This window comes from Streptomyces viridochromogenes, assembly GCF_001270495.1.
GTDB lineage: Bacteria > Actinomycetota > Actinomycetes > Streptomycetales > Streptomycetaceae > Streptomyces > Streptomyces viridochromogenes_A.
In genome coordinates this window covers 222406-247508 of record NZ_LGUR01000117.1, presented here as the reverse complement: position 1 = coordinate 247508, position 25103 = coordinate 222406, and the positions used below count along the sequence as shown (strand labels likewise).

General features: G+C 70.7%; 23 protein-coding genes. 10 read left to right on the top strand and 13 right to left on the bottom strand.

The genetic code is table 11. The features are described 5' to 3' along the window. Window positions 1-84: 84 nt before the first annotated feature. Window positions 85-855: a phytanoyl-CoA dioxygenase family protein gene (locus ADK36_RS13120; protein ID WP_048579371.1), complete on the bottom strand. Its 771-nt coding sequence runs from the start codon at window positions 853-855 to the stop codon at window positions 85-87. A gap of 137 nt (window positions 856-992) precedes the next feature. Here ADK36_RS13120 and ADK36_RS13115 point away from each other — a divergent pair, with 137 nt between their 5' ends. Continuing rightward, window positions 993-1889: a class I SAM-dependent methyltransferase gene (locus ADK36_RS13115; protein WP_053197561.1), complete on the top strand. Its 897-nt coding sequence runs from the start codon at window positions 993-995 to the stop codon at window positions 1887-1889. Window positions 1890-1976: 87 nt separating this feature from the next. Continuing rightward, on the top strand, window positions 1977-2678 hold the full coding sequence (locus tag ADK36_RS13110) for an SDR family oxidoreductase (RefSeq protein ID WP_053197559.1): 702 nt from the start codon (window positions 1977-1979) through the stop codon (window positions 2676-2678). A gap of 13 nt (window positions 2679-2691) precedes the next feature. Here the strand turns inward: ADK36_RS13110 and ADK36_RS13105 are convergent, their stop codons facing one another. Then, window positions 2692-3387, bottom strand: a complete 696-nt coding sequence (locus ADK36_RS13105) for a glycoside hydrolase family 75 protein (RefSeq protein ID WP_048579368.1) — start codon at window positions 3385-3387, stop codon at window positions 2692-2694. A 122-nt stretch (window positions 3388-3509) separates the two neighbouring features. Between ADK36_RS13105 and ADK36_RS13100 the strand changes: the two genes are divergently transcribed. Then, entirely contained in the window at window positions 3510-4121 is a 612-nt protein-coding gene (locus ADK36_RS13100) for a hypothetical protein (protein WP_048579367.1), read from the top strand. Between the two features lie 61 nt (window positions 4122-4182). Here ADK36_RS13100 and ADK36_RS13095 read toward each other — a convergent pair whose 3' ends face one another. The 3 genes from ADK36_RS13095 to ADK36_RS13085 form a co-directional block, all read right to left on the bottom strand. After that, the gene (locus ADK36_RS13095; protein WP_053197558.1) at window positions 4183-5019 is read right to left on the bottom strand and encodes an aldo/keto reductase; all 837 of its coding nucleotides are present in this window, start codon (window positions 5017-5019) and stop codon (window positions 4183-4185) included. Between the two features lie 111 nt (window positions 5020-5130). Next, window positions 5131-6957 (bottom strand): AMP-dependent synthetase/ligase, encoded by a 1827-nt coding sequence (locus ADK36_RS13090; RefSeq protein ID WP_053197556.1) that lies wholly within the window; start codon window positions 6955-6957, stop codon window positions 5131-5133. A gap of 364 nt (window positions 6958-7321) precedes the next feature. Beyond that, a complete protein-coding gene (locus ADK36_RS13085) occupies window positions 7322-8185 on the bottom strand; it encodes a LysR substrate-binding domain-containing protein (protein ID WP_048579364.1) in 864 nt (287 codons plus the stop codon). A gap of 194 nt (window positions 8186-8379) precedes the next feature. Between ADK36_RS13085 and ADK36_RS13080 the strand changes: the two genes are divergently transcribed. Further along, window positions 8380-9435, top strand: a complete 1056-nt coding sequence (locus ADK36_RS13080) for a bile acid:sodium symporter family protein (protein ID WP_048579363.1) — start codon at window positions 8380-8382, stop codon at window positions 9433-9435. On the opposite strand, the gene ADK36_RS13075 is transcribed toward ADK36_RS13080, so the two are convergent. The 3 genes from ADK36_RS13075 to ADK36_RS13065 all read right to left on the bottom strand — a co-directional run bounded on the left by ADK36_RS13075 (window position 9371) and on the right by ADK36_RS13065 (window position 13553). Then, complete coding sequence (locus ADK36_RS13075; RefSeq protein WP_048579362.1) at window positions 9371-10606, bottom strand: DUF4185 domain-containing protein; 1236 nt, start codon at window positions 10604-10606, stop codon at window positions 9371-9373. The two genes, ADK36_RS13080 and ADK36_RS13075, sit on opposite strands and share 65 nt — an antisense overlap. Window positions 10607-10625: 19 nt before the next feature. Beyond that, window positions 10626-12503 (bottom strand): exo-alpha-sialidase, encoded by a 1878-nt coding sequence (locus tag ADK36_RS13070; RefSeq protein ID WP_053197553.1) that lies wholly within the window; start codon window positions 12501-12503, stop codon window positions 10626-10628. Between the two features lie 132 nt (window positions 12504-12635). Continuing rightward, window positions 12636-13553, bottom strand: coding sequence for a quinone oxidoreductase family protein (locus tag ADK36_RS13065; protein ID WP_053197552.1), 918 nt, complete (start codon window positions 13551-13553; stop codon window positions 12636-12638). A 92-nt stretch (window positions 13554-13645) separates the two neighbouring features. On the opposite strand from ADK36_RS13065, the gene ADK36_RS13060 reads away from it, so the two are divergent. Together ADK36_RS13060 and ADK36_RS13055 are read left to right on the top strand one after the other, a co-directional pair. Continuing rightward, a complete protein-coding gene (locus ADK36_RS13060; RefSeq protein WP_048579359.1) occupies window positions 13646-14083 on the top strand; it encodes a MarR family winged helix-turn-helix transcriptional regulator in 438 nt (145 codons plus the stop codon). 19 nt (window positions 14084-14102) lie between these two features. Continuing rightward, a complete protein-coding gene (locus tag ADK36_RS13055) occupies window positions 14103-14630 on the top strand; it encodes an isochorismatase family protein (RefSeq protein WP_048579358.1) in 528 nt (175 codons plus the stop codon). Window positions 14631-14895: 265 nt separating this feature from the next. On the opposite strand, the gene fdhD is transcribed toward ADK36_RS13055, so the two are convergent. From fdhD to ADK36_RS13030, 5 genes are read right to left on the bottom strand one after another with little or no spacing between them, the layout of a single operon-like run. Continuing rightward, on the bottom strand, window positions 14896-15759 hold the full coding sequence (gene fdhD / locus ADK36_RS13050) for a formate dehydrogenase accessory sulfurtransferase FdhD (RefSeq protein ID WP_048579357.1): 864 nt from the start codon (window positions 15757-15759) through the stop codon (window positions 14896-14898). Window positions 15760-15783: 24 nt separating this feature from the next. Beyond that, window positions 15784-16644 carry a 2Fe-2S iron-sulfur cluster-binding protein gene (locus ADK36_RS13045; RefSeq protein WP_048579356.1) on the bottom strand — a complete coding sequence of 287 codons (861 nt, stop codon included), beginning with the start codon at window positions 16642-16644 and terminating at the stop codon, window positions 15784-15786. Next, window positions 16641-18464, bottom strand: a complete 1824-nt coding sequence (locus ADK36_RS13040; RefSeq protein WP_053197550.1) for an NAD(P)H-dependent oxidoreductase subunit E — start codon at window positions 18462-18464, stop codon at window positions 16641-16643. Before ADK36_RS13040 ends, ADK36_RS13045 begins: the two co-directional genes overlap by 4 nt. Before the next feature lie 6 nt (window positions 18465-18470). Beyond that, window positions 18471-20417, bottom strand: coding sequence for a molybdopterin oxidoreductase family protein (locus tag ADK36_RS13035; protein ID WP_053197548.1), 1947 nt, complete (start codon window positions 20415-20417; stop codon window positions 18471-18473). Then, window positions 20414-21385, bottom strand: coding sequence for a 2-dehydropantoate 2-reductase (locus ADK36_RS13030; RefSeq protein ID WP_053197545.1), 972 nt, complete (start codon window positions 21383-21385; stop codon window positions 20414-20416). Before ADK36_RS13030 ends, ADK36_RS13035 begins: the two co-directional genes overlap by 4 nt. A 258-nt stretch (window positions 21386-21643) precedes the next feature. Between ADK36_RS13030 and ADK36_RS13025 the strand changes: the two genes are divergently transcribed. From ADK36_RS13025 to ADK36_RS13015, 4 genes are all read left to right on the top strand, one after another. Further along, on the top strand, window positions 21644-22978 hold the full coding sequence (locus ADK36_RS13025) for an OFA family MFS transporter (protein ID WP_053197543.1): 1335 nt from the start codon (window positions 21644-21646) through the stop codon (window positions 22976-22978). After that, window positions 22959-23111, top strand: coding sequence for an MFS transporter small subunit (locus tag ADK36_RS51420; protein WP_425315275.1), 153 nt, complete (start codon window positions 22959-22961; stop codon window positions 23109-23111). The genes ADK36_RS13025 and ADK36_RS51420 overlap by 20 nt, the downstream gene beginning before the upstream one ends. 149 nt (window positions 23112-23260) lie before the next feature. Beyond that, entirely contained in the window at window positions 23261-24199 is a 939-nt protein-coding gene (locus ADK36_RS13020; protein WP_048579351.1) for a beta-ketoacyl-ACP synthase III, read from the top strand. A 152-nt stretch (window positions 24200-24351) separates the two neighbouring features. Continuing rightward, window positions 24352-25029, top strand: a complete 678-nt coding sequence (locus ADK36_RS13015; protein WP_048579350.1) for a GntR family transcriptional regulator — start codon at window positions 24352-24354, stop codon at window positions 25027-25029. Window positions 25030-25103 lie beyond the last annotated feature (74 nt).

Below are 25103 nucleotides of genomic sequence, written 5' to 3'. Positions count from 1 at the left end.
GTTGTGGCTGGTCGCGCCCGCGGCGGAGCCGCACATGGATACAGCCCCGCGCCCCTTCAGGGCGTTGTGGTCCGCCGGGGGTGGTCAGTTCTCTCTGGCCAGGCCCCGGCGGATCGCGAACTCCACTGCCGAGTAGTTGCTGTCCGCTCGCTCCAGCTCCAGCGGGACCGTCGGGAGCAGGGGTGGCTGGGCCATGAATCTGGGGCGGGTGCCGTGGTGGGGCTGGGCCGCGTGGACCAGGAAGGGGTGGCAGAGGTAGACGTCGCCGGGGTTGCCGGTGGCGTGGGCGAGGGGGCGGTGCGCGGAGGCTTCCGCGACCTTCGGGCCGAGCTCCAGGAACGAGGCACCGGTCTCGCCGTACGGCGCCAGGACCGGCGGTACGTCGAGATGGGAGCCGACCCGGATGCGGGTCGGCGCGTCCTCCTCGGTGACCTCGCTGAACAGGAACAGCATGAGCAGCGCACGATCCTTCGAGCGCACGTTCGTGTGCGGGTGCTCGGCGCCTTCGGGGACATAACTGGCCTCGATGTGCCAGCCCGCGTCGGCCGGTTCCTCCTCGTGCGGGAACCGCAGCGGGAAGCTCCCCAGCGAGTAGCGCGACTGCCAGCGGTCCTCACCCACCAGCACGTCGAAGGCCTCGTGCAGGACGGGGGTGTTGACGGCGGCCGCGAAGGGGCCCTGCGCCATGTCGTACACCCAGTGCACGGGGTCCTTCCAGGTGCCCGGGTCCTCCCGGTCGTACCCCGTCTCCCGCCACAGCAGCCGCGCGCAGTGCTCGGCGACGCGCGGCGGGAAGGCGCCCTCGATCTTCACGAACCCGTCCTCGAGGAAGCGCTTCACCATGTCGTCGTCCATCGGGCCATCGTGGGCGACCGACGCCCGGGGCCGCACCCCATTTTCTTTGCCCTGTTTTTGCCGCTACGGCAAGGACAGTGGCCCGGGGGCCATGCGTCGGAGCACGCTGGCGGCATCCGGACGAGAGGCGGACCACCATGGCCCACGAGAACCATCAGCACCACCAGCACCAGGCGCACCATCACGACCACACCGACCTCGACTGGGCGGAGATGGGCCCGGTGCTGGAGGCCGAGGCCGAGCTGTTCACGCCGATGTACGAGCACGCCATGGCGTGGCTCGCCAAGCGGCAGACCGAGCCGGGGCTCGTCGTCGACGTGGGCAGCGGCCCCGGCGTCGTGTCCTGCCTGCTCGCCGACACCTTCCCCGGCGCCCGCGTCGTCGCCGTCGACGGATCCGCACCGCTCCTGGAGCGGGCCCGGGCGCGCGCCGAGCGACTCGGAGTCGCCGACCGCTTCGGCACCCTCGCCGGTGAACTCCCGGACGTCCTCGGCGACTTGGACTACCCCGCCGATCTGCTCTGGGCCGGGCGCAGCCTGCACCACCTCGGCGACCAGCGCGCCGCCCTCACCGCGTTCGCCGCCCGCCTCACACACGGCGGCACGCTGGCCCTCCAGGAGGGTGGCCTGCCGGCCCGGTTCCTGCCGCGCGACGTCGGCTTCGGGCGGCCCGGGCTCCAGGCGAGGCTCGATGCGCTGGAGGCGGAGTGGTTCGCCGTGATGCGCGCGGACCTGCCCGGCTCCGTCACCGAGACCGAGGACTGGCCGGCCCTGCTCACCGCCGCCGGCCTCCGGCCCACCGGCACCCGCACCTTCCTCCTCGACCTGCCCGCCCCCACCACGGACCGCGCCCGCGCCCACGTCGTCGCGTCACTCACCCGCACCCGCGAGGGCGTCGGCGACCGCCTCGACGCCGACGACCGCGCGACCCTCGACCGGCTCCTCGACCCGGACGACAAGGCGAGCGTGCACCACCGTCCGGACGTGTTCATGCTCGCGGCCCAGACGGTGTACACGGCGGTACGGACGAAGTGACGCCGATCAGTACCGGCGGGCCTTGACTTCGAGAGCTCTCCAAGTGATGGACTCCCCCTCGTCCAAACCGGAACACAGGGGGATCACATGACCGACTCACCGGTCGCACTCATCACCGGCGGCGGCAGCGGCATCGGCGCCGCCGTCGCACGGCAGCTGCTGGCCGCCGGGCACCGGGTCACCGTCACCGGCCGTGGCGAGGCGCGGCTGCGGGGCTTCGCCAAGGAACTCGGGGAGCCCGAGGGCCTGTTGACGGTCGTCGGGAACGCGGCCGACTACGCCGACGTACAGGCGGCCGTGGACGCCATGCTCAAGAACTTCGGCCGACTGGACACGGTTGTCGCCAACGCCGGTTTCGCCACCCACGACTCGGTCGCCGAGGGCGACCCGTCCGGCTGGACCGAGATGGTGCTGACCAACGTACTCGGCCCGGCCCTGCTGATCCGCGCATCCGTGGACGCCCTCAAGGAGACCCGTGGCCGGATCGTCCTTGTCGGCAGCGTCGCCGGGTTCGTGCCCGGGCCCGGCAACATCTATGGGGCGACCAAGTGGGCGGTGACCGGGCTCGCCGAGAACACCCGGCGGCAGGTGACCGATTGGGGCATCGGCGTGACCCACATCGCCCCGGGCCGGGTGGAGACACCGTTCTGGGACAGCTACGGCAGCCTGCCGCCCGGGCATCTGCTGACCGCCGACCAGATCGCCGACTCGGTGGTGTGGGCCATCCGGCAGCCCGACGGCGTCGACGTCAACACCGTCGTCGTACGGCCGATCGGACAGCCCAACTGACGCGTCGGTGTGTTCAGTTGTTCTCGATGAACTCCTCCGCCAGCTGCTCGCCCAGCGCGACCGCGGCCTCGTGGCTCTCGATGGGCGAGACGCGGGAGTCCTTGAAGAGGATGTACGTCACGCCCGAGGCGGTGCCGCCGGTGGTGGGGTCGGGGTCGATGCCGAGGGCCTCGGCGGCGGCGTAGGAGGCTTCGCCGATGATCCGCCGGGGGCCGGTGTCGCCGACGACGGCGTAGCGGACCTCGTCGTCGTGGACGACGGCGACCACGCTGCCGCCCCCGATGCCGGCCGCCTTGTAGTCCCAGATGTCGCCGGCACCGGGGACGACGACGTACGGCAGTGTGTCGGACCGCAGCGGGCGGCCGTCGGACTGGTGGAACGCCGTGTCGGGCAGGAACCAGGGGTCGGTGTGCTCATTGCACAGGGCGGTGCGCTGACCGTCGCAGTCGATGTCCATGTCCGCCGTCCAGAAGACGGCGCCGTTCTTCCCGCACACGGGGACGGTGGCCGCCGCCGTCTCGTCGGTGCGGTACATGCCGTGTGATACCTGTGCGCAGGACGTCACCTTCGCGAGCAGATCGGCGGCGCTGACCGAGCCCTCGCGGACGAACGGCGGGTCCGGCATGCCGGAGGCGCTGGTGGGGAGCAGTGCGGCGGCGAGCAGCGCGGCGCCGGAGGCCGCGGTCAGGGGCAGTGTTCGGATGCGCACCGGGGTCGGATCCTCCTGGTAGGAACGTTTCCTTACGGACGCTGTTTGCGGCGTCATCACCCCAGTAGAAGACTGGACATACCGAAGCTTTCGGATATGTGCCCCGGCTTCTGGGAGGTGTCATGTTCGTACGCGCCATCTACACGACCGGTGATCCCACGAAGATCGACGCGGCCATCAGGGCATTGAACACGGAAGGGCGGGAGCTGCTGGAAGACCGCCCGGGATACCGGGGAGCGAGCGTCTTCGTGGACCGCACGCTCGGGAAACTGCTCGCGGCGAGCTGGTGGGAGTCGGCGGAGGCCCGGCAGAACAGCGACGAGGTGCTGCGTGAGCGGCGGACGGCCATGCTGGAGCCGTTCCTCGGGACGGTGGCGGTCGACAACTACGAGGCGCTGGTCTTCCACCAGGTCCGGCAGCCGGAGCCGGGAGGCGGACTGCGGGTCACCAGGCTGGAGTTCGAGCCGGCCGACACGGACCTGCTCGCCGACACGTTCCGGGCGACGGTGGTGCCCAAGCTCGACACCCTCGGAGGGCTGGCCAGGGCGTCCCTGCTGGTCGACCGGGAGCGGGGGCGCGGGCTGGTCGGAGTGCTCTTCGTCGACCAGGCGTCCCTGGCGGCGTCCCGCGCGGGACAGGCGGCGGCCAGGCACGAAGGTGCGGCCAAGGCCCATGTGACCGTGACCGGCCTGGAGGAGTTCGAGGTGGTCCTCTCCGACGTGCGCGGCGACTGAACGCGTCCGCCCGCCGCTCACACAGCTGAGCGGCGGGCGGACGGGCGTATCGCGGCGGGCGTCAGCCCAGGTCGACGGCGGCCGGGTCCGGGCCGATCCGCCGGTCCTCGTTCAGCGCGCTGATCGCCGCGAGGTCCTCGTCGTCCAGGCTGAAGTCGAAGACCTCGATGTTCTCCTTGATCCGCGAGGGCGTCACGGACTTCGGGATCACGACGTTGCCCAGCTGGAGGTGCCAGCGCAGCACCACCTGGGCCGGGGTGCGGCCGTGCTTCTGCGCGATGGCGACGATCGCCGGGACCTCCAGCAGCCCCTTGCCCTGGCCGAGCGGCGACCAGGCCTCGGTGGCGATGCCCTGCTCGGCGTGGAACTCGCGGGAGGCGTGCTGCTGAAGGTGCGGGTGCAGCTCGATCTGGTTGACCGCCGGGATGACCGACGTCTCGCCGAGCAGCCGCTCCAGGTGCTCCGGAAGGAAGTTGGAGACACCGATCGCGCGGACGCGACCGTCGGCGTGCAGCTTCTCGAACGCCTTGTACGTGTCGACGTACGTGCCCCGGGCGGGCAGCGGCCAGTGGATGAGATACAGGTCGACGTACTCCAGGCCCAGCTTCTCCAGCGACACGTCGAAGGCGCGCAGCGTGGAGTCGTATCCCTGGTCGTCGTTCCAGAGCTTGGTGGTGACGAAGACGTCCTCGCGGGGAAGGCCGGAGGCGGCGATCGCCTTGCCGGTGCCCTCCTCGTTGCCGTAGATCGCCGCTGTGTCGATGCTGCGGTACCCGGCCTCCAGCGCGGTGCTGACCGCCTGCTCCGCCTCGTCGTCCGGCACCTGCCAGACGCCGAAGCCCAGCTGGGGCATCTCGACGCCGTTGTTGAGGATGATCGGGGGGACCTTGCTGCTCACGAGCTCTTGATCCTTACGGTTGTCGTCAAGTGGTACTGACATCGTCAACGATCACGGCCCGAGATGCATTCCTGACCGGAGAATCCGTGGGAAACACCGGAAGCGGCGGGATCAGGCCCGGTACAGCGCCTCGACCTCGTTGGCGTACGCGTTCTCGATCGCCTTGCGCTTCAACTTCAGCGACGGCGTGAGCAGTCCGTGCTCCTCGGTGAAGGGCTGGGCGAGGATACGGAAGGTGCGAATCGACTCGGCCTGCGAGACAAGGGTGTTGGCGGCGACGACCGCGCGCCGCACCTCGGTCTCCAGGTCGGCGTCGCGGACCAGCTCGGCCGCCGTCATCTGGGGCTTGTCGCGCATCATCAGCCAGTGTTCGACGGCCTCCTGGTCGAGGGTGACCAGGGCGGCGATGTACGGGCGGTCGTTGCCGACGACGATGCACTGGGCGACCAGCGGGTGGTCGCGGACGCGTTCCTCCAGCACTCCCGGCGAGACGCTCTTGCCACCGGACGTGACCAGGATCTCCTTCTTGCGGCCGGTGATGGTGAGGTACCCGTCCTCGTCGAGGGAGCCCAGGTCACCGGTGGCCAGCCAGCCGTCGTGCAGGGACTCGTCGGTGGCCTTCTGGTTGTTGAGGTAGCCCTGGAAGATGTTGGGGCCGTGCAGCCAGATCTCGCCGTCGTCCGCGATGTGCACGGTCATGCCCGGGATGGGCTGGCCGACGGTGCCGTAGCGGGTGCGATAGGGCGGGTTGGCGGTCGCGGCCGCCGTGGACTCGGTGAGGCCGTACCCCTCGTAGACATGGACTCCGGCGCCCGCGAAGAACAGGCCGAGGCGCCGGTCCATCGCCGAGCCGCCGGTCATCGCCTGCCGGATGCGGCCGCCCATCGCGGCCCGCATCTTGGAGTAGACGAGCTTGTCGAAGAGCTGGTGCTGCATGCGCAGACCGGCCGACGGACCGGGACCGACGCCCCACGCCTTGGCCTCCATGGCGTCCGCGTACTTCACGGCGACCTCGACGGCCTTCTCGAAGGCGCCCGACCTGCCCTCCTTCTCGGCCTTGCGGCGGGCGGCGTTGAAGACCTTCTCGAAGATGTACGGCACGGCCAGGAAGAACGTCGGCTTGAACGCGGCGAGGTCCGGCAACAGGGCGGCCGCGTTCATCTGCGGCTGGTGGCCGAAGCGGACCTTGCCGCGGATCGCGGCGACCTGCACCATCCGGCCGAAGACGTGCGCGAGCGGCAGGAACAGCAGCGTCGCGGCCTCGTCGCCCTTCTTGGAGTGGAACACCGGCTCCCAGCGCTCGATGACGGTGTCCGCCTCGAACATGAAGTTGCCGTGCGTGATGACACAGCCCTTGGGGCGCCCGGTCGTCCCGGAGGTGTAGATGATCGTCGCCACGGAGTCGGGGGTGACCGCCTGCCGGTGGCGGTGGACCACCTCGTCGTCGAGGTGGGCGCCCGCGTCGTACAACTCCTGCACGGCGCCCGCGTCCAGCTGCCACAGCTGGTGCAGCTGCGGGAGCCGGTCGATGACGGTGGCGATCGTCATCGCGTGGTCCTCGTGCTCCACGATCGCCGCCGAGCACTCGGCGTCGTACAGCGTCCAGAAGCACTGCTCGGCCGAGGAGGTGGGGTAGATCGGCACCACCTGGGCTCCGATGGTCCACAGCGCGAAGTCGAAGAGCGTCCACTCGTACCGCGTGCGGGACATGATCGCGACCCGGTCGCCGAACCGGATACCCCGGGCGAGCAGGCCCTTGGCGAGGGCGAGTACTTCGTCACGGAACTCGGCGGCGGTGACCTCCCGCCACTGCCCGCCCTCGTCCTTGCGGCCCAGCGCGGCGTACAGCGGGTCCGCCTGCGCATGCTGGAAGACGATGTCGGCCAGGCCGCCCACGGGCGGTGCCAATGCCAACGGAGGGTTGGTGAACTCGCGCAAACCCCGCTCCCCGCTCCCCGTCCGATCGCTTCGCTGACGTTCCGCTCAGCGCCGTGAAAGCTACCCCAACCACGTTTCGGACGGGAGGGGGCCGGAAATCGATGGGTGCTCAGGTATGCACTGGTCAGCGTGGGAAAATACGCTCACATGGGGAAGGGTCGGACAGAAAACTGACGGTTGAGTAAGTTTCGGGCCCGTAATCTCCACCGAATCGCTACGACCCGATTACCCGGTCCGGGCCCGGTGGATCATGTCCTTCCCCGGCGTGTCCTCGTCTCTTCTGTCAGCGTACGAGGGGCCGAACCTGTCACACGGGTCCTCTTCACGGGCGGCCTCCTGTCCAGGGACACCTCCGGCGGAGCGCTCAGCGTCGGTGCAACCGGTCCCCGCCCGCCAGGATCGCCGCCGCGAGCGCGTCCGCCGCTCCCTGGGCGGCCGTCCGGCGCTCCCCGTGGACCAGCACGAAGTCGACCCGGCCCAGTTCCGGCAGCCCGGCCCGGTCGGGGACGCGTGCCAGTCCCGGCGGGATCAGACCCCGGGAGTGCGCCATCACGCCCAGTCCGGCCCGGGCCGCCGCGATGAGCCCGTTGAGGCTGCCGCTGGTGCACACGATCCGCCAGTCACGGCCCTGGCGCTCCAGTGCCTCCAGGGCGAGCGCCCGCGTGATGCCGGGCGGCGGATAGACGATCAACGGCACCGGACGGTCCGGCTCCAGCCGCAGCCGCTCCGCGCCGATCCACACCAGCCGGTCGTGCCAGACCAGCTCGCCCCGCGGGTCCTCGGAGCGGCGCTTGGCGAGCATCAGGTCCAGCTTTCCGGCGGCGAGTTGCTCGTGCAGGGTGCCGGAGAGTTCGACGGTCAGCTCCAGGTCGACCTCGGGATGGTCGTAGCGGAAGCCCTCCAGGATCTCCGGCAGCCGGGTCAGCACGAAGTCCTCGGACGCGCCGAAGCGGAGCCGGCCGCGCAGCCGGGTGCCGGTGAAGAACGCCGACGCCTGCTCGTGCACCTCCAGGATCCGGCGGGCGAAGCCGAGCATGGCCTCGCCGTCCTCGGTCAGCTCCACGGAGTGCGTGTCCCGGGAGAACAGCGGCCGCCCGGTCGCGTCCTCCAGGCGCCGCACGTGCTGGCTGACGGTCGACTGACGCAGGCCGAGGCGCCGGGCGGCCTGGGTGAAGCTCAGCGTCTGGGCCACCGCGAGGAAGGTGCGCAGATGGGAGGGGTCGTACACGCTCCCCAGGCTAGCTGCCGTTATCGCGGAACGTGATGACAGTCAGAGTGGTGTGCCGGATTCCCGATCGCTGATCGTCGGAGGACGATGGAGAGGGCACGTCCGTGCCGGGAACCCGAAGCTCGGCGAAGCGACAGCCGAGTACGACAGCGAAGTAGTGGAGCACAGTGAAACGCCTGCGATGGCCGCGTTGGATGCCGATCGACCCGTACATCCTGCTGCTGCTCGGGACCGTGGGCCTGGCGGCCCTCCTCCCGGCGCGCGGGACGGCCTCCGACGTGGCGTCCGGCGCCTCCACGGCCGCGATCGCCTTCCTCTTCTTCCTCTACGGCGCCCGGCTGTCCACCCGTGAGGCGATGGACGGGCTGAAGCACTGGCGGCTCCACGTCACAGTCCTGGCCTGCACGTTCGTCGTCTTCCCGGTTCTCGGGCTGGCCGCCCGCGGCCTCGTCCCGGTGGTTTTGACGCACCCGCTCTACCAGGGCCTGCTCTTCCTCACCCTCGTGCCGTCGACGATCCAGTCGTCCATAGCCTTCACCTCGATGGCGCGCGGCAACGTCCCCGCCGCGATCTGCGCGGGCTCCTTCTCCTCCCTCGTCGGCATCGTCGTCACCCCGCTCCTCGCGGCGGCCGTGCTCGGCGGCGGCGCGGGCGGCTTCTCCGCCGACTCGCTGGTCAAGATCGTGCTGCAACTGCTGGTGCCGTTCGTCGCCGGGCAGCTGCTGCGCCGTTGGATCGGCGGCTTCGTCGCCCGGCACAAGAAGGTCCTCGGGCTCGTCGACCGTGGCTCGATCCTGCTGGTCGTCTACACCGCGTTCAGCGAGGGCATGGTCCAGGGCATCTGGCACCAGGTGAGCCCGGCCCGGCTGGCCGGCCTGCTGGCCGTCGAGGTGGTGCTGCTGGCCGTGATGCTCGCCCTGACCTGGTACGGCGCCAAGGCGCTGCGCTTCAACCGCGAGGACCGCATCGCGATCCAGTTCGCCGGCTCCAAGAAGTCCCTCGCCGCCGGGCTGCCCATGGCCAGCGTCCTGTTCGGCGCGCACGCCTCGCTGGCCGTGCTGCCGCTGATGCTCTTCCACCAGATGCAGCTGATGGTGTGCGCGGTCATCGCCAAGCGCCGGGCACAGGACACCGACACCGGTGCCGAATCCGGTGCCGAAGCCGACGTCGACGCCCCGCGGCAGGTCACCGCGTCGGAGCCAGCCGCAGCGTCACGAACCGCGGTCGGTACAGGGACACGTTCCGGTTGAGCTGCGCCGCGGCGCCCCCCGTCTCCAGCCAGTTGACGTCATAGCTGAGCACGAGCCGCCCCTCGCCGCTCAGCTCGGGATGCGTCTGCGGGTTGTAGGCGGCGACCTGACCGCCCCGCGGCAGCGCCGGGCTGAAGTCCTTCGTCGGCCCGTGCCAGGGGCCGGCGGGGGAGCAGGCCCAGTACGACGTGACCGTGGTCAGCCCCTCGGTGCCCGCGGCCATCGTGAACAGGACGTACGTCCCCCGCACCCGCACCACCGAGAACGCGCTGCCCACACCCTTGCGCTGCCCGTCCCCGAGCACCGCGCGCGGCCGGGCGCCCGCCCCGGCCCACTCGGAACCGTTCCAGTACCGCCAGGCCCCCGGCTCGGCGAGCCTGCCCTCGGGCACGCGCGCGACGTACGCGTGCGAGGTCGGCCGGGACGCGGCCTGACCGTCGTCGCCCCCATAGACGTATGTCCAGCCGCCCTCCTTCACCAGCGTCGTCCCGAACAGAACACGCCGCGACGGATCCGGCACCAACTGCTGGTCGATGACCTTGACGACCGACTCGACCCGCAGGTCGGGCAGCGCGAGCGTGGCGACCTCGGTGGCGGTGGGCACGCCGTAGATCCACGGGGCCTGCCCGGCCGTACGCACCCACAGCAGCACCCGTACGACCTGCTCGTCCGAGCCGGGGGAGCGGGGCTCGACGCGGGCCGCGACCGGCCAGCGCCACTGGTTCGGGGCGGGGTCGGGGAACAGGGGCGTGGCGAGCGTGCGCTCCAGGCGGCCGTCGCGCATGACGACCGCCGAGTTGCGCACCAGGGGAGCGGTCGTGTCCCGCCAGGTCGAGGACTCGCCGAAGGGGTTGGGCGGGGCGTAGACCTGGCCGAGGTAGGTGTCCGAGAACAGCCACAGCAGTCGGCCGTCCGGCAGTCGCACCGAGTGGGTGCCGTCGCCGCCGGTCCAGTCGTCGGTGCGGGAGGGGTCGTCGCCGTACCGGGTGAACTCGCCGGTCAGACCCTTGTCGGCCGACCAGGACGCGACCGAGTGCGGCCGGCACGCGCCACCGCCCTCCCGTTCGCCGTCGTCCGGGAGGGCGGTGAGCAGCACGGCCGCGAGAACCAGGGCCAGCAGGAGGCCGAGCCCCGTTCCCGTGCGCTGCCGTGCTCGTGCGTCGTCGGGCACGCCTGGGACGTTAGTGGTCTCAGCCCACCTGGTCCATGGGCAGCCACAGGACGGTGTCGGGCGTGGCCGAACTCTTACGGGCACCGGCCCGTGCCGCGGCATCGAGCTCCGAGTCACCGAGTGCCCGGTTCCACACCCGCACGTCGTCGATCGCGCCGGTGAGGAAGGCCCGGCTGTCCATGCGCTGGCCGACGTGCACGCCGAACGGCGAGTTCCGGCTGACCGAACCTGGCACGTCAGTGGTGCTGATCGCCCTGCCGTCGACGAAGAGGGTCAGCTTTCCGCCGCCGCGCCGCAGCGCGAGGTGATGCCACGCGTCGTCGTTGTGGGCGTCTCCGGCCCACACGGACGAGGTGTGCACCGTCCCGAACCCCTCCCGGGTGGTGATCAGGGCACGCACCCGGTCGTTGGCGGGTTCCCCCCGCAGCCAGACCTGTGGCTGGGTGGAGCCGATCCCGCCCATCCACAGGAACGGCTGCTCGCCGGCCGTGGCGGAGTACCGGAAGAACAGCGAGACGGTGAACTCGCCCGTACCGAGCGGCAGTCGGGACCGGTACGGCAGGCGTACGGCGTCGTCGCCGTCGAACTCCATGGCCTTGCCCATTACGCCGTCCGTCACCCGGGCGCCCCCGAGGACGGTCGCGCGGGGTGCGCCCGGGGCGAGGTCGGGGGTGGTCGGGTCGGGGCCGCGACGTGGTCCCAGCCAGCCCTCGGTGAAGCGGGCGAAGCGGATCTCGTCCCGCGCGTCGACGGCGCCGCCCTCGTACATCAGGCCCACCGTGGACGCGTCGATGCCGACCATGTCGGAGTAGCCCGACCAGTCCGTGGTGACGACCTTGCCCCGGTCCACGCTGTCCCAGGTGGTGCCGCCGTTCCAGGAGGTCCGGATCATCATGGTCCGCCGACGGTCGGGATCGCCGGGCGCGGACAGCAGCAGTCGGTTGCCCAGGCGGAGCGTGGCGCCCTGCACCTGGGGCGTGTAGAGGTCCGGAAGGTCGCGGAACGGGCCGGTGAAGCTGTCGCCGCCGTCCCGGCTGTACGTCTGGGAGCGATGCCCGAGGTCGGTGCCGTCCTGTTCCCGTCCGCTGATGATGATCGTGCCGTCCGTACGCTCGGTGAGCGTCACCTCGGACGGCTTCTGCCGGAAGGTGCTGTCGGCGGCGGAAATGGCCCACGAGTCGGTGGCGCCGACCCGCCAGTTGTCGCCGCCGTCGTCGCTGACGATGAGGGCGGCGTGGTTGTCGGTGACCCGACTGCCGTCCCAGGTCTCGGTGTTGACGCCGAAGACAAGCCGCCCGGCGTGCTTGCCCTTGGTGAGCTGGATGCCGTGCACGGGACCCGTGGCATACCAGGAGTTCCAGTCCGCGGGCAGTATCTGGGCGCTCAGATCGCGCGGCTCGGACCAGGTCAGGCCGTCGTCGTCGCTGTACTGGAGATGAGGCGTGCGATCGCAGGGCACGGAGCAACTGCCGCTGTCCGTACGGCCCGTGTTGTACGTCTCCGCCAGGAGGATGCGCCCGGTCTCACGGTCCACGATCGGTGCGGGGTTGCCGTGCGTGTCGCCGTTGCCCTCGTTGACGACCTGGAGCGGCCCCCAGGTGCGGCCACCGTCCGTCGACCGCTTGAGGACGAGATCGATGTCGGCGGCGTCACCGCAGTTGAGTACCCGCCCCTCGGCGAACGCGAGCAGCGTGCCGTCCTTGGACTTCACGATCGCCGGGATGCGGAAGCAGGCGTACCCGGGATCCTGGTCGGCCCTGAAGAGGACCTGCTGCTCGAACGGCGATGTCCTGGTGCTCGGTCGGGACTCCGCCGGACCTGACGTCGCGGCCGTCGCCGTGAGGGCGACGGCCGCGACGAGGGCAGCTCTGAGACGTGCGCGAACTCTTGACGGCATGGTGCGGCCCGCCCTTCATCGTCTGGTCATGTGTCCAGGCATCTGAACATCCGGACATCCCACGTCCAAGGTGCGCATCACAGACGTTAGTTGGGCTATCGCACACATCACAAGAACCGTGCACGTGTCACGTCACGGATGGAGTACTACTTTCCCCCGGTTGGCCCGCGCCTCGACGGCCGCGTGCGCCGCGGCCGCCTCCGTCAGCGCGAACTCTCCGTGCACGGCGGGCGTCACGAGCCCCTCGCCGAACAGTTTCCACAGCTCCTGCCGCCACCGCTCGTACAACTCCGGCTCCTCCCGGGCGATCCGCGCCATCTGGAACCCGACGGCGGACTTCGCGCCCACGAGAAGGTCGTATGCCCGAACGGTCCCGCCGCCCGAGCTGTACGCCACGAGCCGTCCGCCCGGGCCGAGGGCGGCGAGGGCCGGGGTGAGCAGGTCGCCGCCGACGGCGTCGAGAACGTAGTCGACGGGTGCTCCCCAGTCGTCGTCCGCATAGACCACCACCTCGTCGGCGCCGAGGGAGCGCACGAAGTCCGCCTTGGCCGGATCGGACACGGCGCCGACGACCCGCTCCGCACCCCGCGCCCGCGCGAGCTGCACGGCGAGATGCCCTACGCCGCTCGCCGCCGCGGTGACCAGTGCGGCCTCTCCCGGCTCGGGCCGGGCGGCCTCCAGCGCGCCGAGTGCGACCAGGCCGCTGCGGACGAGGGCGACGGCATCGGTGGCGGTGGCGGTGTCGGGAACCGGGGAGGCCATGGCCTCGTGCAGCAGTGCGTAGTCGGCGTATCCGTGCCCGAAGCACAGTCCGGTCACGCGGTCGCCGGCGCCGAAGCGGGTGGTCCCGACGCCCACGGCCACGACCCTGCCCGCGATCTCGCCGCCCAGCGGGACCGGCTCGGCGGCCTCGGTGACCTTGCGGACGACGGGGAGTGTCACGCCGATCGCCTCACACCGGACGAGGAGCTCGCCGGGGCCCGGTTCGGGGACGGGGGTCTGCTCCAGGAACAGGGGGCCGCCGGTGGACTCGTAGCGGACGCGACGCATCACACCTCCAGAACTCATTGGGTACACCAACGGTTTCGACCGTACCGGGATGGTCGTTGGGAAGTCCAACGAATTCTCGGTAGGGTGTCCGCATGCCCGAAGCCCCGCTCCCCGCGATCCGCTCCCTCCCCAGCTGGCTGCTCGGCCGCGCGGCGGCCCGGGGCCGCTCCCTGGTGGCCGAGGCGCTGGCGGCGGAGGGCATGAAGATGTGGCACCACGTAGTGCTCTCCGCGGTCCGCGACCTGGCCCCCGTCGCACAGGCGGACCTCGGCCGCGGTGTGCGGCTCGACCCCAAGGACCTGGTCGGGATCCTCAACGACCTGCAGGCGCAGGGCCTCGTGGTCCGTGCGCCGGATCCCGACGACCGCCGTAAGAACGCCGTCTCCCTCACGGACGACGGGGCGCGCCTGCTGAAGCGCTGCGAGAAGGCGGCCCGCGAGGCCAACGACGCGCTCCTCGCCCCGCTTTCGGCGGCCGAACGCGACCGTTTCATGGACCTGTTGATCCGGATCTCCGGTACGCAGAGCTGACGACGGATAACGTTCCGTCATGACCGCAGCCCTTGCCCTCGAACCCGCCCGCACCGCCCTGGTGCTCGTCGACCTGATGGACCGCATCGTCGCGCTGCCCCTCGAACCCCGGAAGGGCACCGAAGTCCTCGTCACCTGCGAGGAGTTGGCCGCCTCCGGCCGCTCGGCGGGAGCGACCGTCGTCCTCGTCCGCGTCGAACGCAGCGGCGTCGCCGAGCAGCCGTCCGGCAGCGGCCTCGTGCCAGGACTCCTGACGGACGACGACATCGAGATCGTGAAGCGCACCATCGGCGCCTTCCAGGGCACGGGCCTGGACGACCGGCTCCGCCAACGCGGCATCACCACGCTGGTGTTCGGCGGCATCGCCACCAACCTCGGCGTCGAGTCCACCGCACGGGCCGCCGCCGACCTCGGCTACGACCTGGTCTTCGTCGAGGACGCGATGACCGCGTTCACGGCGGCCGAGCACGAGGCATCGGTACGGCTCGACTTCCCGAGACTGGGTTCGGTGGTGCGGGCCGCGGATGTGACCTTCAAAGCCACGTGAGCCGGGCCAACCAGCCCACACCATCGCCGGGCAACGGCCCACCAACAGCCACTGTCCCCACGACACCGGCCGCGAGGGAGCCGAAGGGGCGCGCCGGTGTCGAGAGACCGAACGCGCGCAGGCCCGAAGGGTCGAGCACGATCGGTCTCTCGACACCGGCACAAGGCGCCCCGTAGGCGACCGAGCCATAACAGCGGGGCCCCTGCAGGCGCAGGGGGCGCTCCCCGCCGTTCAGGGCCCCGCCGCCGTGCCGCGGGGAACCTCGTCAGCCCTGGGCGGCCGCGGCCCGCAGGGCGATGCGGTCCTCACCCGCGTACACGTTCATGGAGCTGCCCCGCAGGAAGCCCACCAGCGTCAGCCCTGTCTCCGCGGCCAGATCCACCGCGAGGGACGAGGGCGCCGAGACGGCCGCCAGGACCGGGATGCCCGCCATCACGGCCTTCTGGACGAGCTCGAAGCTGGCCCGCCCGGAGACGAGGAGGACCGTGCGGGACAGGGGCAGGTCGCCGTTCTGCAGGGCGCGGCCGACCAGTTTGTCGACCGCGTTGTGCCGGCCCACGTCCTCCCGTATGTCGAGCAGCTCGCCGTCCTCGGTGAACAGGGCCGCCGCGTGCAGGCCCCCGGTCCGGTCGAAGACCCGCTGGGCCGCGCGCAGCCGGTCGGGGAGGCCCGCGAGCAGGTCGGGGTCGAGCCGGACCGGGGGAGCGTCGCCGCCCCGTGTGTCGTCGATCGGCCAGCGGGCGGTCGTGCGGACCGCGTCGAGCGACGCCTTGCCGCACAGCCCGCAGGACGACGTCGTGTAGACGTTGCGTTCGAGGGTGATGTCGGGGATCACCACCCCCGGCGAGGTCTTCACGTCCACCACGTTGTACGTGTTCGAGCCGTCCACCGTGGCGCCCGCGCAGTACACGATGTTCTGCAGGTCGCCCTGCTCGGCGAGCACGCCCTCGCTCACCAGGAACCCGGCGGCGAGCGCGAAGTCGTCGCCGGGCGTGCGCATGGTGATCGCCAGCGGCTTGCCGTTGAGGCGGATCTCCAGGGGTTCCTCGGCGACGAGTGTGTCCGGGCGGGTGGAGACCACTCCGTCCCGGATCCGGATCACCTTGCGTCGTTCCGTGACTCGTCCCATGTTCCCGTCCCCACCAGTCCCTGATCAGTCCCGGTTCTGTACGTGCTGGTAGCCGAAGCGGCCCTTGATGCACAGGTTGCCGTGGGTCACCGGATTGTCGTGCGGCGAGGTGACCTTCACGATCTCATTGTCCTGCACGTGCAGGGTGAGGTTGCAGCCCACACCGCAGTACGCGCACACCGTGGTCGTCTCCGTCTGCGCCGACTCGTCCCACGTACCGGCCGCCCGCATGTCGAACTCGGACTTGAAGGACAGCGCCCCGGTCGGGCACACCTCGATGCAGTTCCCGCAGTACACGCACGCCGAGTCGGTCAGCGGGGCGTCGTGCTCCACCGCGATCCGGGCGTCGAACCCCCGCCCGGCCACCGAGATCGCGAAGCTGTTCTGCCACTGGTCACCGCACGCGTCCACGCACTTGTAGCAGAGGATGCACTTGTCGTAGTCGCGCACATACAGCTCGTTGTCGACCTTCGGCTCCTCGTTGAGCCGCGCCGCGTCCGGCCCGAACCGGTCCGGTTTCGCCTCGTACTCCTTGATCCACCCGGCGACCTGCGGGGTCGTCGACAGGTCGACCGACGAGGCGAGAAGCTCAAGGACGATCTTGCGACTGTGCCGGGCGCGCTCGGTGTCGGTCCTCACCTCCATCCCGGGTTCGGCCTTGCGCGAGCAGGCCGGGACGAGCGTCCGCGACCCCTCGACCTCGACGACACAGACGCGGCAGGCGTTCTTGGGCCGCAGCGTGTCCCCTTCGCAGAGAGTCGGGATGTCCTTCCCGGCCGCCCGGCAGGCGTCGAGGATCGTGGAGCCCTCCGCCCCGCGCACGGGCTCCCCGTCGATGGTGAACTCCAGCAGCCGGCGCGGGATCCCCAGCGGTACCACGGTCATTCGTACGCCCCCAGACGGTCGATGGCGGATTCCACGGCGTTCCACGCGGTCTGCCCCAGACCGCAGATCGAGGCGTCCCGCATCGCGCGGCCGACCTCCCTGAGCAGGGCGATGTCATCGGCGGCCGCCGCACCCGTGCGCTCCACGATCCGGTGCAGCGCCTCCTCCTGCCGTACGGTCCCGACCCGGCACGGCACACACTGCCCGCACGACTCGTCGCGGAAGAACTCCGCGATGCGCAGCAGCAGCCGGGGCAGCGGAACCGTGTCGTCGAAGGCCATGACCACGCCCGAGCCGAGCGTCGTGCCCGCCTCCCGCGTGCCCTCGAAGGTGAGGGGGATGTCCAGCTCGTCGGGCCGTACGAAGCCGCCGGCCGCGCCGCCCAGCAGCACCGCCCGCAGCCGCTCCCGTACCCCGGCCAGCTCCAGCAGCTCGCCCAGCGTCGCGCCGAAGGGGAGCTCGTAGATGCCGGGCCGCTCCACGCTCCCGGACACGCAGAACAGCTTCGGGCCGGTGGACCTGTCCGTGCCGATCGCCGCGTACGCCGGGGCGCCCATCGTCAGGATCGGCAGCACATTGACCAGCGTCTCGACGTTGTTCTCCACCGTCGGCTTGCCGAACAGCCCCTTCTCCACCGGGAACGGCGGCTTCGAGCGCGGCTCGCCCCGATAGCCCTCGATGGAGTTGAACAGAGCCGTCTCCTCACCGCAGATGTACGCCCCCGCGCCCCGCCGGATCTCGATGTCGAAGGCGTATCCCTGACCGAGGATGTCCTCCCCGAGCAGCCCACGCGCGCGTGCCTGCGCGAGGGCCTGCTCCAGACGCCCCAGCGCCCGCGGGTACTCGCCCCGCACGTACAGATACCCCTGGTGTGCGCCGGTCGCGTACGCCGCGATCGTCATCGCCTCGACCAGCGCGTACGGGTCGCCCTCCATGAGCACGCGGTCCTTGAAGGTGCCCGGTTCGGATTCGTCGGCGTTGCAGACGACGTAGTGGGGGTGGTCGGGCTGCGACGCCGTGGCCTGCCATTTGCGGCCGGTGGGGAAGGCGGCGCCGCCACGCCCGACCAGGCCGGAGTCGGTGACCTCGCGGATGACTCCGGCGGGACCGAGTTCGAAGGCCCGGCGCAGTGCGGTGTAGCCGCCGTGGGCGCGGTAGTCGTCCAGCGAGGACGGGTCGACGACTCCGACGCGCCGCAGCAGGACCAGGCTGTCGCTGCCCGCCTGCGGTACCGCCATCACGGCCGGCGGTTCCTCCGGCGCCGAGTCCGGGGCGCTCGCGGCGAGAACGGCGTCGTGCACGGTCGCCGGCGCCGAGACCGCCGTACGCACCGGATCCCCCGCCTTGATCGCGAGCGCCGCCGGAGCCCGCTCGCACAGACCGAGGCAGGGGCTGCGCTCCACGCTCACCCCACTCCCGAGTCCGAGCCGCGCCTCGATCCCGGCGCACAGCTCGCTCGCCCCGGCGGCCGCGCACGCGAGGTCCGTGCACACGTGGAGCACGGTCGCGGGGCGTGGCTTGACCGAGAACATGGCGTAGAAGGTGGCCACGCCGTACGCCTCCGACGGCGGCACCGTCAGCCGCCGGCACAGGTAGTCGAGGGCGCCCTCGCTGAGCCAGCCGATCCGGTCGTTGATCGCGTGCAGCCCCGGCAACAGCAGGTCGCGGCGGTCCCGGGCCTCGCGTCCGCCCCTGGCCCACCTCAGGTCCGCGTCGGAGCGGTCGGCGCCCTCCCAGGACGACTCGGGCGGGCCGAGCAGGGCGTCGACGGCCGCCCGTTCGTCGTCCGTCGGTTTGCTGTCACCGAAGTGCAAGTCCACTTAAGGTCACCTCACGATGGTCGCGACGGGGAGCTTCTCGATCCGGATCGCCGACGCCTTGAACTCCGCCGTCCCCGCGATCGGGCAGTTCGCCTCGATGGTCAGCTGGTTGGTGTCGACCTCGTCGGGAAAGTGCATGGTCATGAAGGCGAGCCCGGGCCGCAGCGCGGTGTCGACCCACACCGGCGCGACGACCGACCCGCGCCGCGAGGTCACCTGGACCTCCTCGCCGACCACCACCCCGAACCGCTCGGCGTCCTCCGGGCACAGCTCGACGAACTCGCCGCGTCGCAGCGGGGAGGCGAAACTCCCGCTCTGCACCCCGGTGTTGTAGGAGTCGAGCCGCCGCCCGGTGGTGAGCCGGATCGGATACTCCTCGTCGGTGAGGTCGACCGGCGGATCGTGCTGGACGATCCCGAACGGCGCCGGCACACCGCGCTCGGCCGGGTCCTTCGCCCACAGCCGGCCGTGCAGATACGTCGGTTCGAGCTGCTCGGTACTCGGGCACGGCCACTGGATGCCCTGGTGCTCCGCCAGCCGTTCGTACGTCATCCCGTAGTGGTCCGGCGAGACCGACCTGAGCTCGTTCCAGACGGCCTCGGCGTCCGCGTACTTCCAGTCGTGGCCGAGCCGCGCCGCCAGCTCGCAGATGATGTCGATGTCCTCGCGTGCCTCGCCGGGCGGGGTGACCGCCCGCCGGACCCGCTGCACCCGCCGCTCGCTGTTGGTGGTGGTGCCGTCGGTCTCGGCCCACCCGGCGGTCGCGGGGAGGACGACGTCCGCCAGCCGGGCCGTCTTCGTCAGGAAGATGTCCTGGACGACGAGGAAGTCCAGCTGCCGCATGCGGCGTACGGCCTGCTCGCTGTCCGCCTCCGACTGCGCCGGGTTCTCGCCGATGCAGTAGACGGCCTTGAGCGAGCTCTCCTCCATGGCCTCGAACATCTCGGTGAGGTTGAGCCCGTAGTGGGGCTGGATCACGGTGTCCCAGGCCGACTCGAACTTCAGGCGGGTGTCGGGGTCGAGGATGTCCTGGAAGCCGGGCAGACGGTTCGGGATGGCGCCCATGTCGCCGCCGCCCTGCACGTTGTTCTGGCCGCGCAGGGGTTGCAACCCGCTGCCGTAGCGGCCCACATGCCCGGTCAGCAGGGAGAGGTTGATCAGGGCGCGGACGTTGTCGGTGCCGTTGTGGTGTTCGGTGATGCCGAGGGTCCAGCACAGCTGGGCCCGCTCGGCACGGGCGTAGGCGTGGGCCAACTCCCTTATGGCGGCGGCCGGTACGCCCGTCACCTTCTCGGCCAAAGACAGCGTCCAGGGCTCGACGAGCGCCTTGTACTCCTCGAAGCCGCTGGTCGCCCGCTCGATGAACGCCTCGTTCGCGAGCCCCGCGTGGATGATCTCGCGGCCGATCGCGTGCGCCATCGGGATGTCGGTGCCGACGTTCAGGCCGAGCCAGCTCTCCGCCCACTCGGCGGTGGAGGTGCGGCGCGGGTCGACGGCGTACATGCGGGCGCCGTTCCTGATCCCCTTCAGCACGTGCTGGAAGAAGATCGGGTGCGCGAAGCGGGCGTTGGAGCCCCACATCACGATGACGTCGGTGTGCTCGATCTCCTCGTACGAGGAGGTGCCTCCGCCCGACCCGAAGGCCGCCGACAGGCCCGCCACGCTGGGCGCGTGGCAGGTGCGGTTGCAGGAGTCGACGTTGTTCGTGCCCATGACGACGCGGGCGAACTTCTGCGCCACGTAGTTCATCTCGTTCGTGGCCCGGGCGCAGGAGAACATGCCGAAGGCGTCCCGGTTGCGGGCCAGCCCCTCGGCCGCGCGGTTCAGGGCCTCCTCCCAGCTCGCCCGCCGGAAGGGCTCGTCGCGTGAGTCCCGGACCAGGGGGTGGGTGAGCCGGGTGTAGGTCTTCGGGGTCCGGTCGCGTTTCCTCGTACGGCGTTCGTCAGAGTTCATGCGGCGCTCCTCAGCGCGAGCAGGTCCGAGATGGCGTGCACGGTGCGCAGGGTGGGCACCTGAACGCCGGTGATCTCCGCGAGCTCGACGACTGCCGCGAGGAGTACGTCGAGTTCGAGCGGCTTGCCGCGCTCCAGGTCCTGGAGCGTGGAGGTGCGGTGGTCGCCGACCCGCTCCGCGCCCGCGAGGCGGCGCTCGATGGAGACGCCGACCTCGCAGCCGAGGGCCTCGGCGACCGCGAGCGTCTCGGCCATCATGGTCTCGATGACCTTGCGGGTGCCGCCGTGCAGGCACATCTGCCGCATGGTGGCGCGGGCCAGCGCGCTGATCGGGTTGAAGGAGATGTTGCCGAGCAGTTTGAGCCAGATGTCGTTACGCAGGTCCGGCTCCACCGGGCACTTCAGGCCACCGGCCACCATGGCCTCGCTGAGCGCGAGGCAGCGCCCGGAGACGCTGCGGTCGGGCTCCCCGATGGAGAACCGGGTGCCTTCCAAGTGCCGTACGACACCGGGCCCTTGGAGTTCGGTGGCCGCGTAGACGACGCAGCCGACGGCCCGTTCGGGCGCGAGCACCGCACTGACCGCGCCGTCGGGGTCGACACTCTCGACACGGTGGCCGTCGTGCGGGCCGCCGTGCCGGTGGAAGTACCACCAGGGGATGCCGTTCTGGGCGGCCACGACCGCCGTGCCGTCGTGCAGAAGGGGCTCGATGAGCGGCCCGCACGCCGCGTACGAGTTGGCCTTCAGACCCAGGAAGACGTAGTCGACCGGGCCGACTTCGGCCGGGTCGTCGGTCGCGTGCGCGCGGGCGGTGAAGTCGCCGCGCGGACTGAGCACCCGCACCCCGTGCTGCCTCATGGCCGCGAGATGCGGTCCACGGGCGATGAGGTGCACGTCGGCGCCGGCGCGATACAGCGCGGCTCCGACGTAGGCGCCGATCGCACCGGCGCCGAGGACTGCAACTTTCACTTCGGAACGCTCCGTTCGGTCGAGGGAGTACCGCGGAGTGGCTGGGAAGTAGTGTCCGATCGCGTCGAATCTCGTCGACTGAATATTGTCTACAGTATGGATAGGGGGTCAGCAAGGGTTCGCGCACGGCGGTCCGGCAGGGCAGGGCTGGCTTTCCGTACGGCGTTCGACCGTTCGTCGCGCCCCGGATACCGCTCACCGCATACGGTCGACGCGCCGACTTTTCAACTTCCGGCTTCCTCCCTACCGTTCGGGATCATGAGTCCACCGGTCGCACCCCCGGGATGGAGCCGCTGGCTGGTTCCCCCCGCCGCTCTCTCCGTCCATCTCTCCATCGGCCAGGCCTACGCCTGGAGCGTGTTCAAGCCGCCGCTCGAATCAGCCCTCGGTCTGAGCGGCACACAGAGCGCGCTGCCGTTCCAGCTCGGCATCGTCATGCTCGGTCTGTCGGCCGCGTTCGGCGGCACGCTGGTGGAGCGCAACGGGCCGCGCTGGGCCATGACCGTCGCCCTGATCTGCTTCTCGTCCGGCTTCCTGCTCTCCGCGCTGGGTGCCGCCACCGAGCAGTACTGGCTGATCGTGTTCGGCTACGGCTTCGTTGGCGGCATCGGCCTCGGCATCGGCTACATCTCGCCGGTCTCGACGTTGATCAAGTGGTTCCCGGACCGGCCCGGCATGGCCACCGGCATCGCGATCATGGGCTTCGGCGGCGGCGCGCTCATCGCCTCGCCCTGGTCGGCGCAGATGCTGGAGTCCTTCGGCAGCGACAGCTCCGGGATCGCGCTGGCGTTCCTGGTGCACGGGTTGTCGTACGCCGTCTTCATGCTGCTGGGCGTGCTGCTGGTCCGGGTGCCGCGCACCGAGAAGCCGGCCGGTGACGACGGGCCCAGCGCCGTCGACGGTCCGCAGGTGTCCGCCCGCGACGCCGTGCGCACGCCGCAGTTCTGGTGCCTGTGGGTCGTGCTCTGCATGAACGTGACCGCGGGCATCGGCATCCTGGAGAAGGCCGCGCCGATGATCACGGACTTCTTCGCGAACACCTCCACCCCGGTGTCGGTGTCGGCCGCCGCGGGCTTCGTCGCCCTGCTGTCCGCCGCCAACATGGCGGGCCGGATCGGCTGGTCGTCGACCTCGGACCTGATCGGACGCAAGAACATCTACCGTCTCTACCTGGGCGTGGGCGCGCTCATGTACGGGCTGATCGCGCTGGCCGGTGACTCGTCGAAGCCGCTGTTCATCCTGTGCGCGCTGGTGATCCTCTCCTTCTACGGCGGTGGCTTCGCGACGATCCCCGCCTATCTGAAGGACCTCTTCGGCACCTACCAGGTGGGCGCCATCCACGGGCGGCTGCTCACGGCCTGGTCCACGGCCGGCGTCCTCGGGCCGCTGATCGTGAACTGGATCGCCGACCGGCAGGAGGAGGCGGGCAAGGACGGCGCGTCCCTGTACACCCTGTCGATGTTCATCATGATCGGGCTGCTCGCCGTCGGCTTCGTCGCCAACGAACTCGTCCGGCCCGTCCACCCCCGCCATCACATTCCCGCCCCGGCGTCGAAGGAGAAGGAGGCCGCCGATGTCCAGCGACAGCAGTAGCGGTGGCAGTGGCATCAGCAGTCCGCCTGGCCGCCGGGGGCTGATCGCTTTCGCCTGGGTCTGGGTGGGTGTGCCCCTCGCATACGGGCTCTACGAACTCGTACAAAAGGCTACGCAGCTGTTCACCGGGTAGACGTTCGGAAGTTGTTCGGGCGTCCGGGGGCCTGATGGAAGCTGACAACACGGGCGCCCGTTTCCTGTGGCATCACTTGCACCCGTACCCGTGAGTCACTGATCAGACTGGTGAATCCCGCTACCCAAGGCCCGAGGGGATCACCATCGATGAACGGCTCGCGCATCGCCGCAGTCGGCCACTACCAGCCCGCCAGGGTGCTCACCAACGCGGACCTGGCGGGCATGGTCGACACCAGTGACGAGTGGATCACATCCCGGGTGGGTATCCGCACGCGCCACATCGCCGGGCCCGACGAGCCGGTCGACGAGCTGGCCGCCCACGCCGCCGCCAAGGCGCTCGCGGCGGCGGGCCTCGCCCCCGGCGACATCGACCTGGTCCTGGTCGCCACCTCCACCGCCATCGACCGCTCCCCGAACATGGCCGCCCGGGTCGCGGCCAGGATCGGCATCCCCTCGCCCGCGGCGATGGACGTCAACGTCGTCTGCGCCGGTTTCACCCACGCCCTGGCCACCGCCGACCACGCGGTCCGGGCGGGGGCCGCGTCCCGGGCGCTGGTGATCGGCGCCGACAAGATGTCCGACGTGACCGACTGGAGCGACCGTACGACCTGTGTGCTGGTCGGCGACGGGGCCGGCGCGGCCGTCGTGGAGGCGTCCGACGAGGCCCGCATCGGGCCGGTGCTGTGGGGTTCGGTTCCCGAGATGGGGCACGCGGTGCGCATCGAGGGGCAGCCGGCGCGGTTCGCCCAGGAGGGGCAGAGCGTCTACCGCTGGGCGACGACACAGCTGCCGGCCATCGCCCGCCGGGCGTGTGAACGCGCCGGCCTCGCTCCCGAGGACCTCGCCGGAGTCGTCCTGCACCAGGCCAACCTGCGCATCATCGAGCCCCTCGCGCTGAAGCTCGGCGCGGTCAACGCCGTGGTCGCGCGTGATGTCTCCGAGTCCGGGAACACATCGGCGGCGAGCATTCCGCTGGCGTTCTCCAAGCTCGTGGAGCAGGGACGGATCTCGACCGGCGATCCGGTGCTGCTCTTCGGGTTCGGCGGGAACCTGTCGTATGCCGGACAGGTCGTCCGCTGTCCCTGAGGCCTGTGTGACGTGGCCAACTCCTCGGCGCCCTGGCCTTTGTGCGCCGTAGACTGTAGACGAAAGACAATCGATACTGGCTTTCCAGTGACGGTTGGCTAGCGGATGCAGTCGCCCGGTGCACGCCCGGTGTTCGCCCAGGAGGGGAACCGATGTTGTCGACAGGACTGCCGCAGGGTGCGGTGCCCAAGCTCGAACGGCCCGGTCCACTGCGCGACCGTGTCTACGAGGCGCTGCTCGAACTCATCACGACCCGTGCCCTCCAGCCGGGGCAGCATCTGGTCGAGAGCGAACTGGCAGGTCACCTCGGTGTGTCCCGGCAGCCGGTGCGCGAGGCGCTCCAGCGGCTGAACACCGAAGGCTGGGTCGATCTACGGCCCGCGCAGGGCGCGTTCGTGCACGAGCCGACGGAGGAGGAGGCCGACCAGCTCCTCACCGTGCGTACGCTGCTGGAGGCCGAGGCGGCCCGGCTCGCCGCCGCCCATGCCGACAGCGCCGGTATCGCGGCGCTGGAGGAGCTGTGCGCCGAGGGCGAGAGAGCCGTCGCCGCCGACGAGGTGGACGCCGCCGTCGCCCTCAACGCCCGCTTCCACGCGAAGATCATGGACCTCGCGGGCAACGCGGTCCTCGCCGAGCTGGCGGCCCAGGTCGACCGCCGCGTCCGCTGGTACTACACGCCCGTGGCCCGCCAGCGCGGCCAGCAGTCCTGGATCGAGCACCGCGGAATGATCGCCGCGATCACCGACCGGGACGAGCAGCGCGCGACACAGCTGATGCGGGAGCACACCGAGCACACGCGACGGTCGTATCACGCACGGCCCAAGTCCTGAGCGATCTCTTCTTTGTCCTGTGAGTGGAGAAAGTTGACGGCAATCTCTGCGTAACTTCTTCCCACCTCCGGCGG

What these genes read in the sequence shown, in the direction of transcription:
- ADK36_RS13065 (WP_053197552.1), bottom strand. Translation starts at nt 13,553, where the DNA reads ATGCGTCGCGTCCGCTACGAGTCCACCGGCGGCCCCCTGTTCCTGGAG.
- ADK36_RS13100 (WP_048579367.1), top strand. Translation starts at nt 3,510, where the DNA reads ATGTTCGTACGCGCCATCTACACGACCGGTGATCCCACGAAGATCGAC.
- ADK36_RS13060 (WP_048579359.1), top strand. Translation starts at nt 13,646, where the DNA reads ATGCCCGAAGCCCCGCTCCCCGCGATCCGCTCCCTCCCCAGCTGGCTG.
- ADK36_RS13035 (WP_053197548.1), bottom strand. Translation starts at nt 20,417, where the DNA reads ATGAACTCTGACGAACGCCGTACGAGGAAACGCGACCGGACCCCGAAG.
- ADK36_RS13045 (WP_048579356.1), bottom strand. Translation starts at nt 16,644, where the DNA reads ATGACCGTGGTACCGCTGGGGATCCCGCGCCGGCTGCTGGAGTTCACC.
- ADK36_RS13110 (WP_053197559.1), top strand. Translation starts at nt 1,977, where the DNA reads ATGACCGACTCACCGGTCGCACTCATCACCGGCGGCGGCAGCGGCATC.
- ADK36_RS13115 (WP_053197561.1), top strand. Translation starts at nt 993, where the DNA reads ATGGCCCACGAGAACCATCAGCACCACCAGCACCAGGCGCACCATCAC.
- ADK36_RS13020 (WP_048579351.1), top strand. Translation starts at nt 23,261, where the DNA reads ATGAACGGCTCGCGCATCGCCGCAGTCGGCCACTACCAGCCCGCCAGG.
- ADK36_RS13025 (WP_053197543.1), top strand. Translation starts at nt 21,644, where the DNA reads ATGAGTCCACCGGTCGCACCCCCGGGATGGAGCCGCTGGCTGGTTCCC.
- fdhD (WP_048579357.1), bottom strand. Translation starts at nt 15,759, where the DNA reads ATGGGACGAGTCACGGAACGACGCAAGGTGATCCGGATCCGGGACGGA.
- ADK36_RS51420 (WP_425315275.1), top strand. Translation starts at nt 22,959, where the DNA reads ATGTCCAGCGACAGCAGTAGCGGTGGCAGTGGCATCAGCAGTCCGCCT.
- ADK36_RS13120 (WP_048579371.1), bottom strand. Translation starts at nt 855, where the DNA reads ATGGACGACGACATGGTGAAGCGCTTCCTCGAGGACGGGTTCGTGAAG.
- ADK36_RS13070 (WP_053197553.1), bottom strand. Translation starts at nt 12,503, where the DNA reads ATGCCGTCAAGAGTTCGCGCACGTCTCAGAGCTGCCCTCGTCGCGGCC.
- ADK36_RS13080 (WP_048579363.1), top strand. Translation starts at nt 8,380, where the DNA reads ATGCCGATCGACCCGTACATCCTGCTGCTGCTCGGGACCGTGGGCCTG.
- ADK36_RS13015 (WP_048579350.1), top strand. Translation starts at nt 24,352, where the DNA reads ATGTTGTCGACAGGACTGCCGCAGGGTGCGGTGCCCAAGCTCGAACGG.
- ADK36_RS13055 (WP_048579358.1), top strand. Translation starts at nt 14,103, where the DNA reads ATGACCGCAGCCCTTGCCCTCGAACCCGCCCGCACCGCCCTGGTGCTC.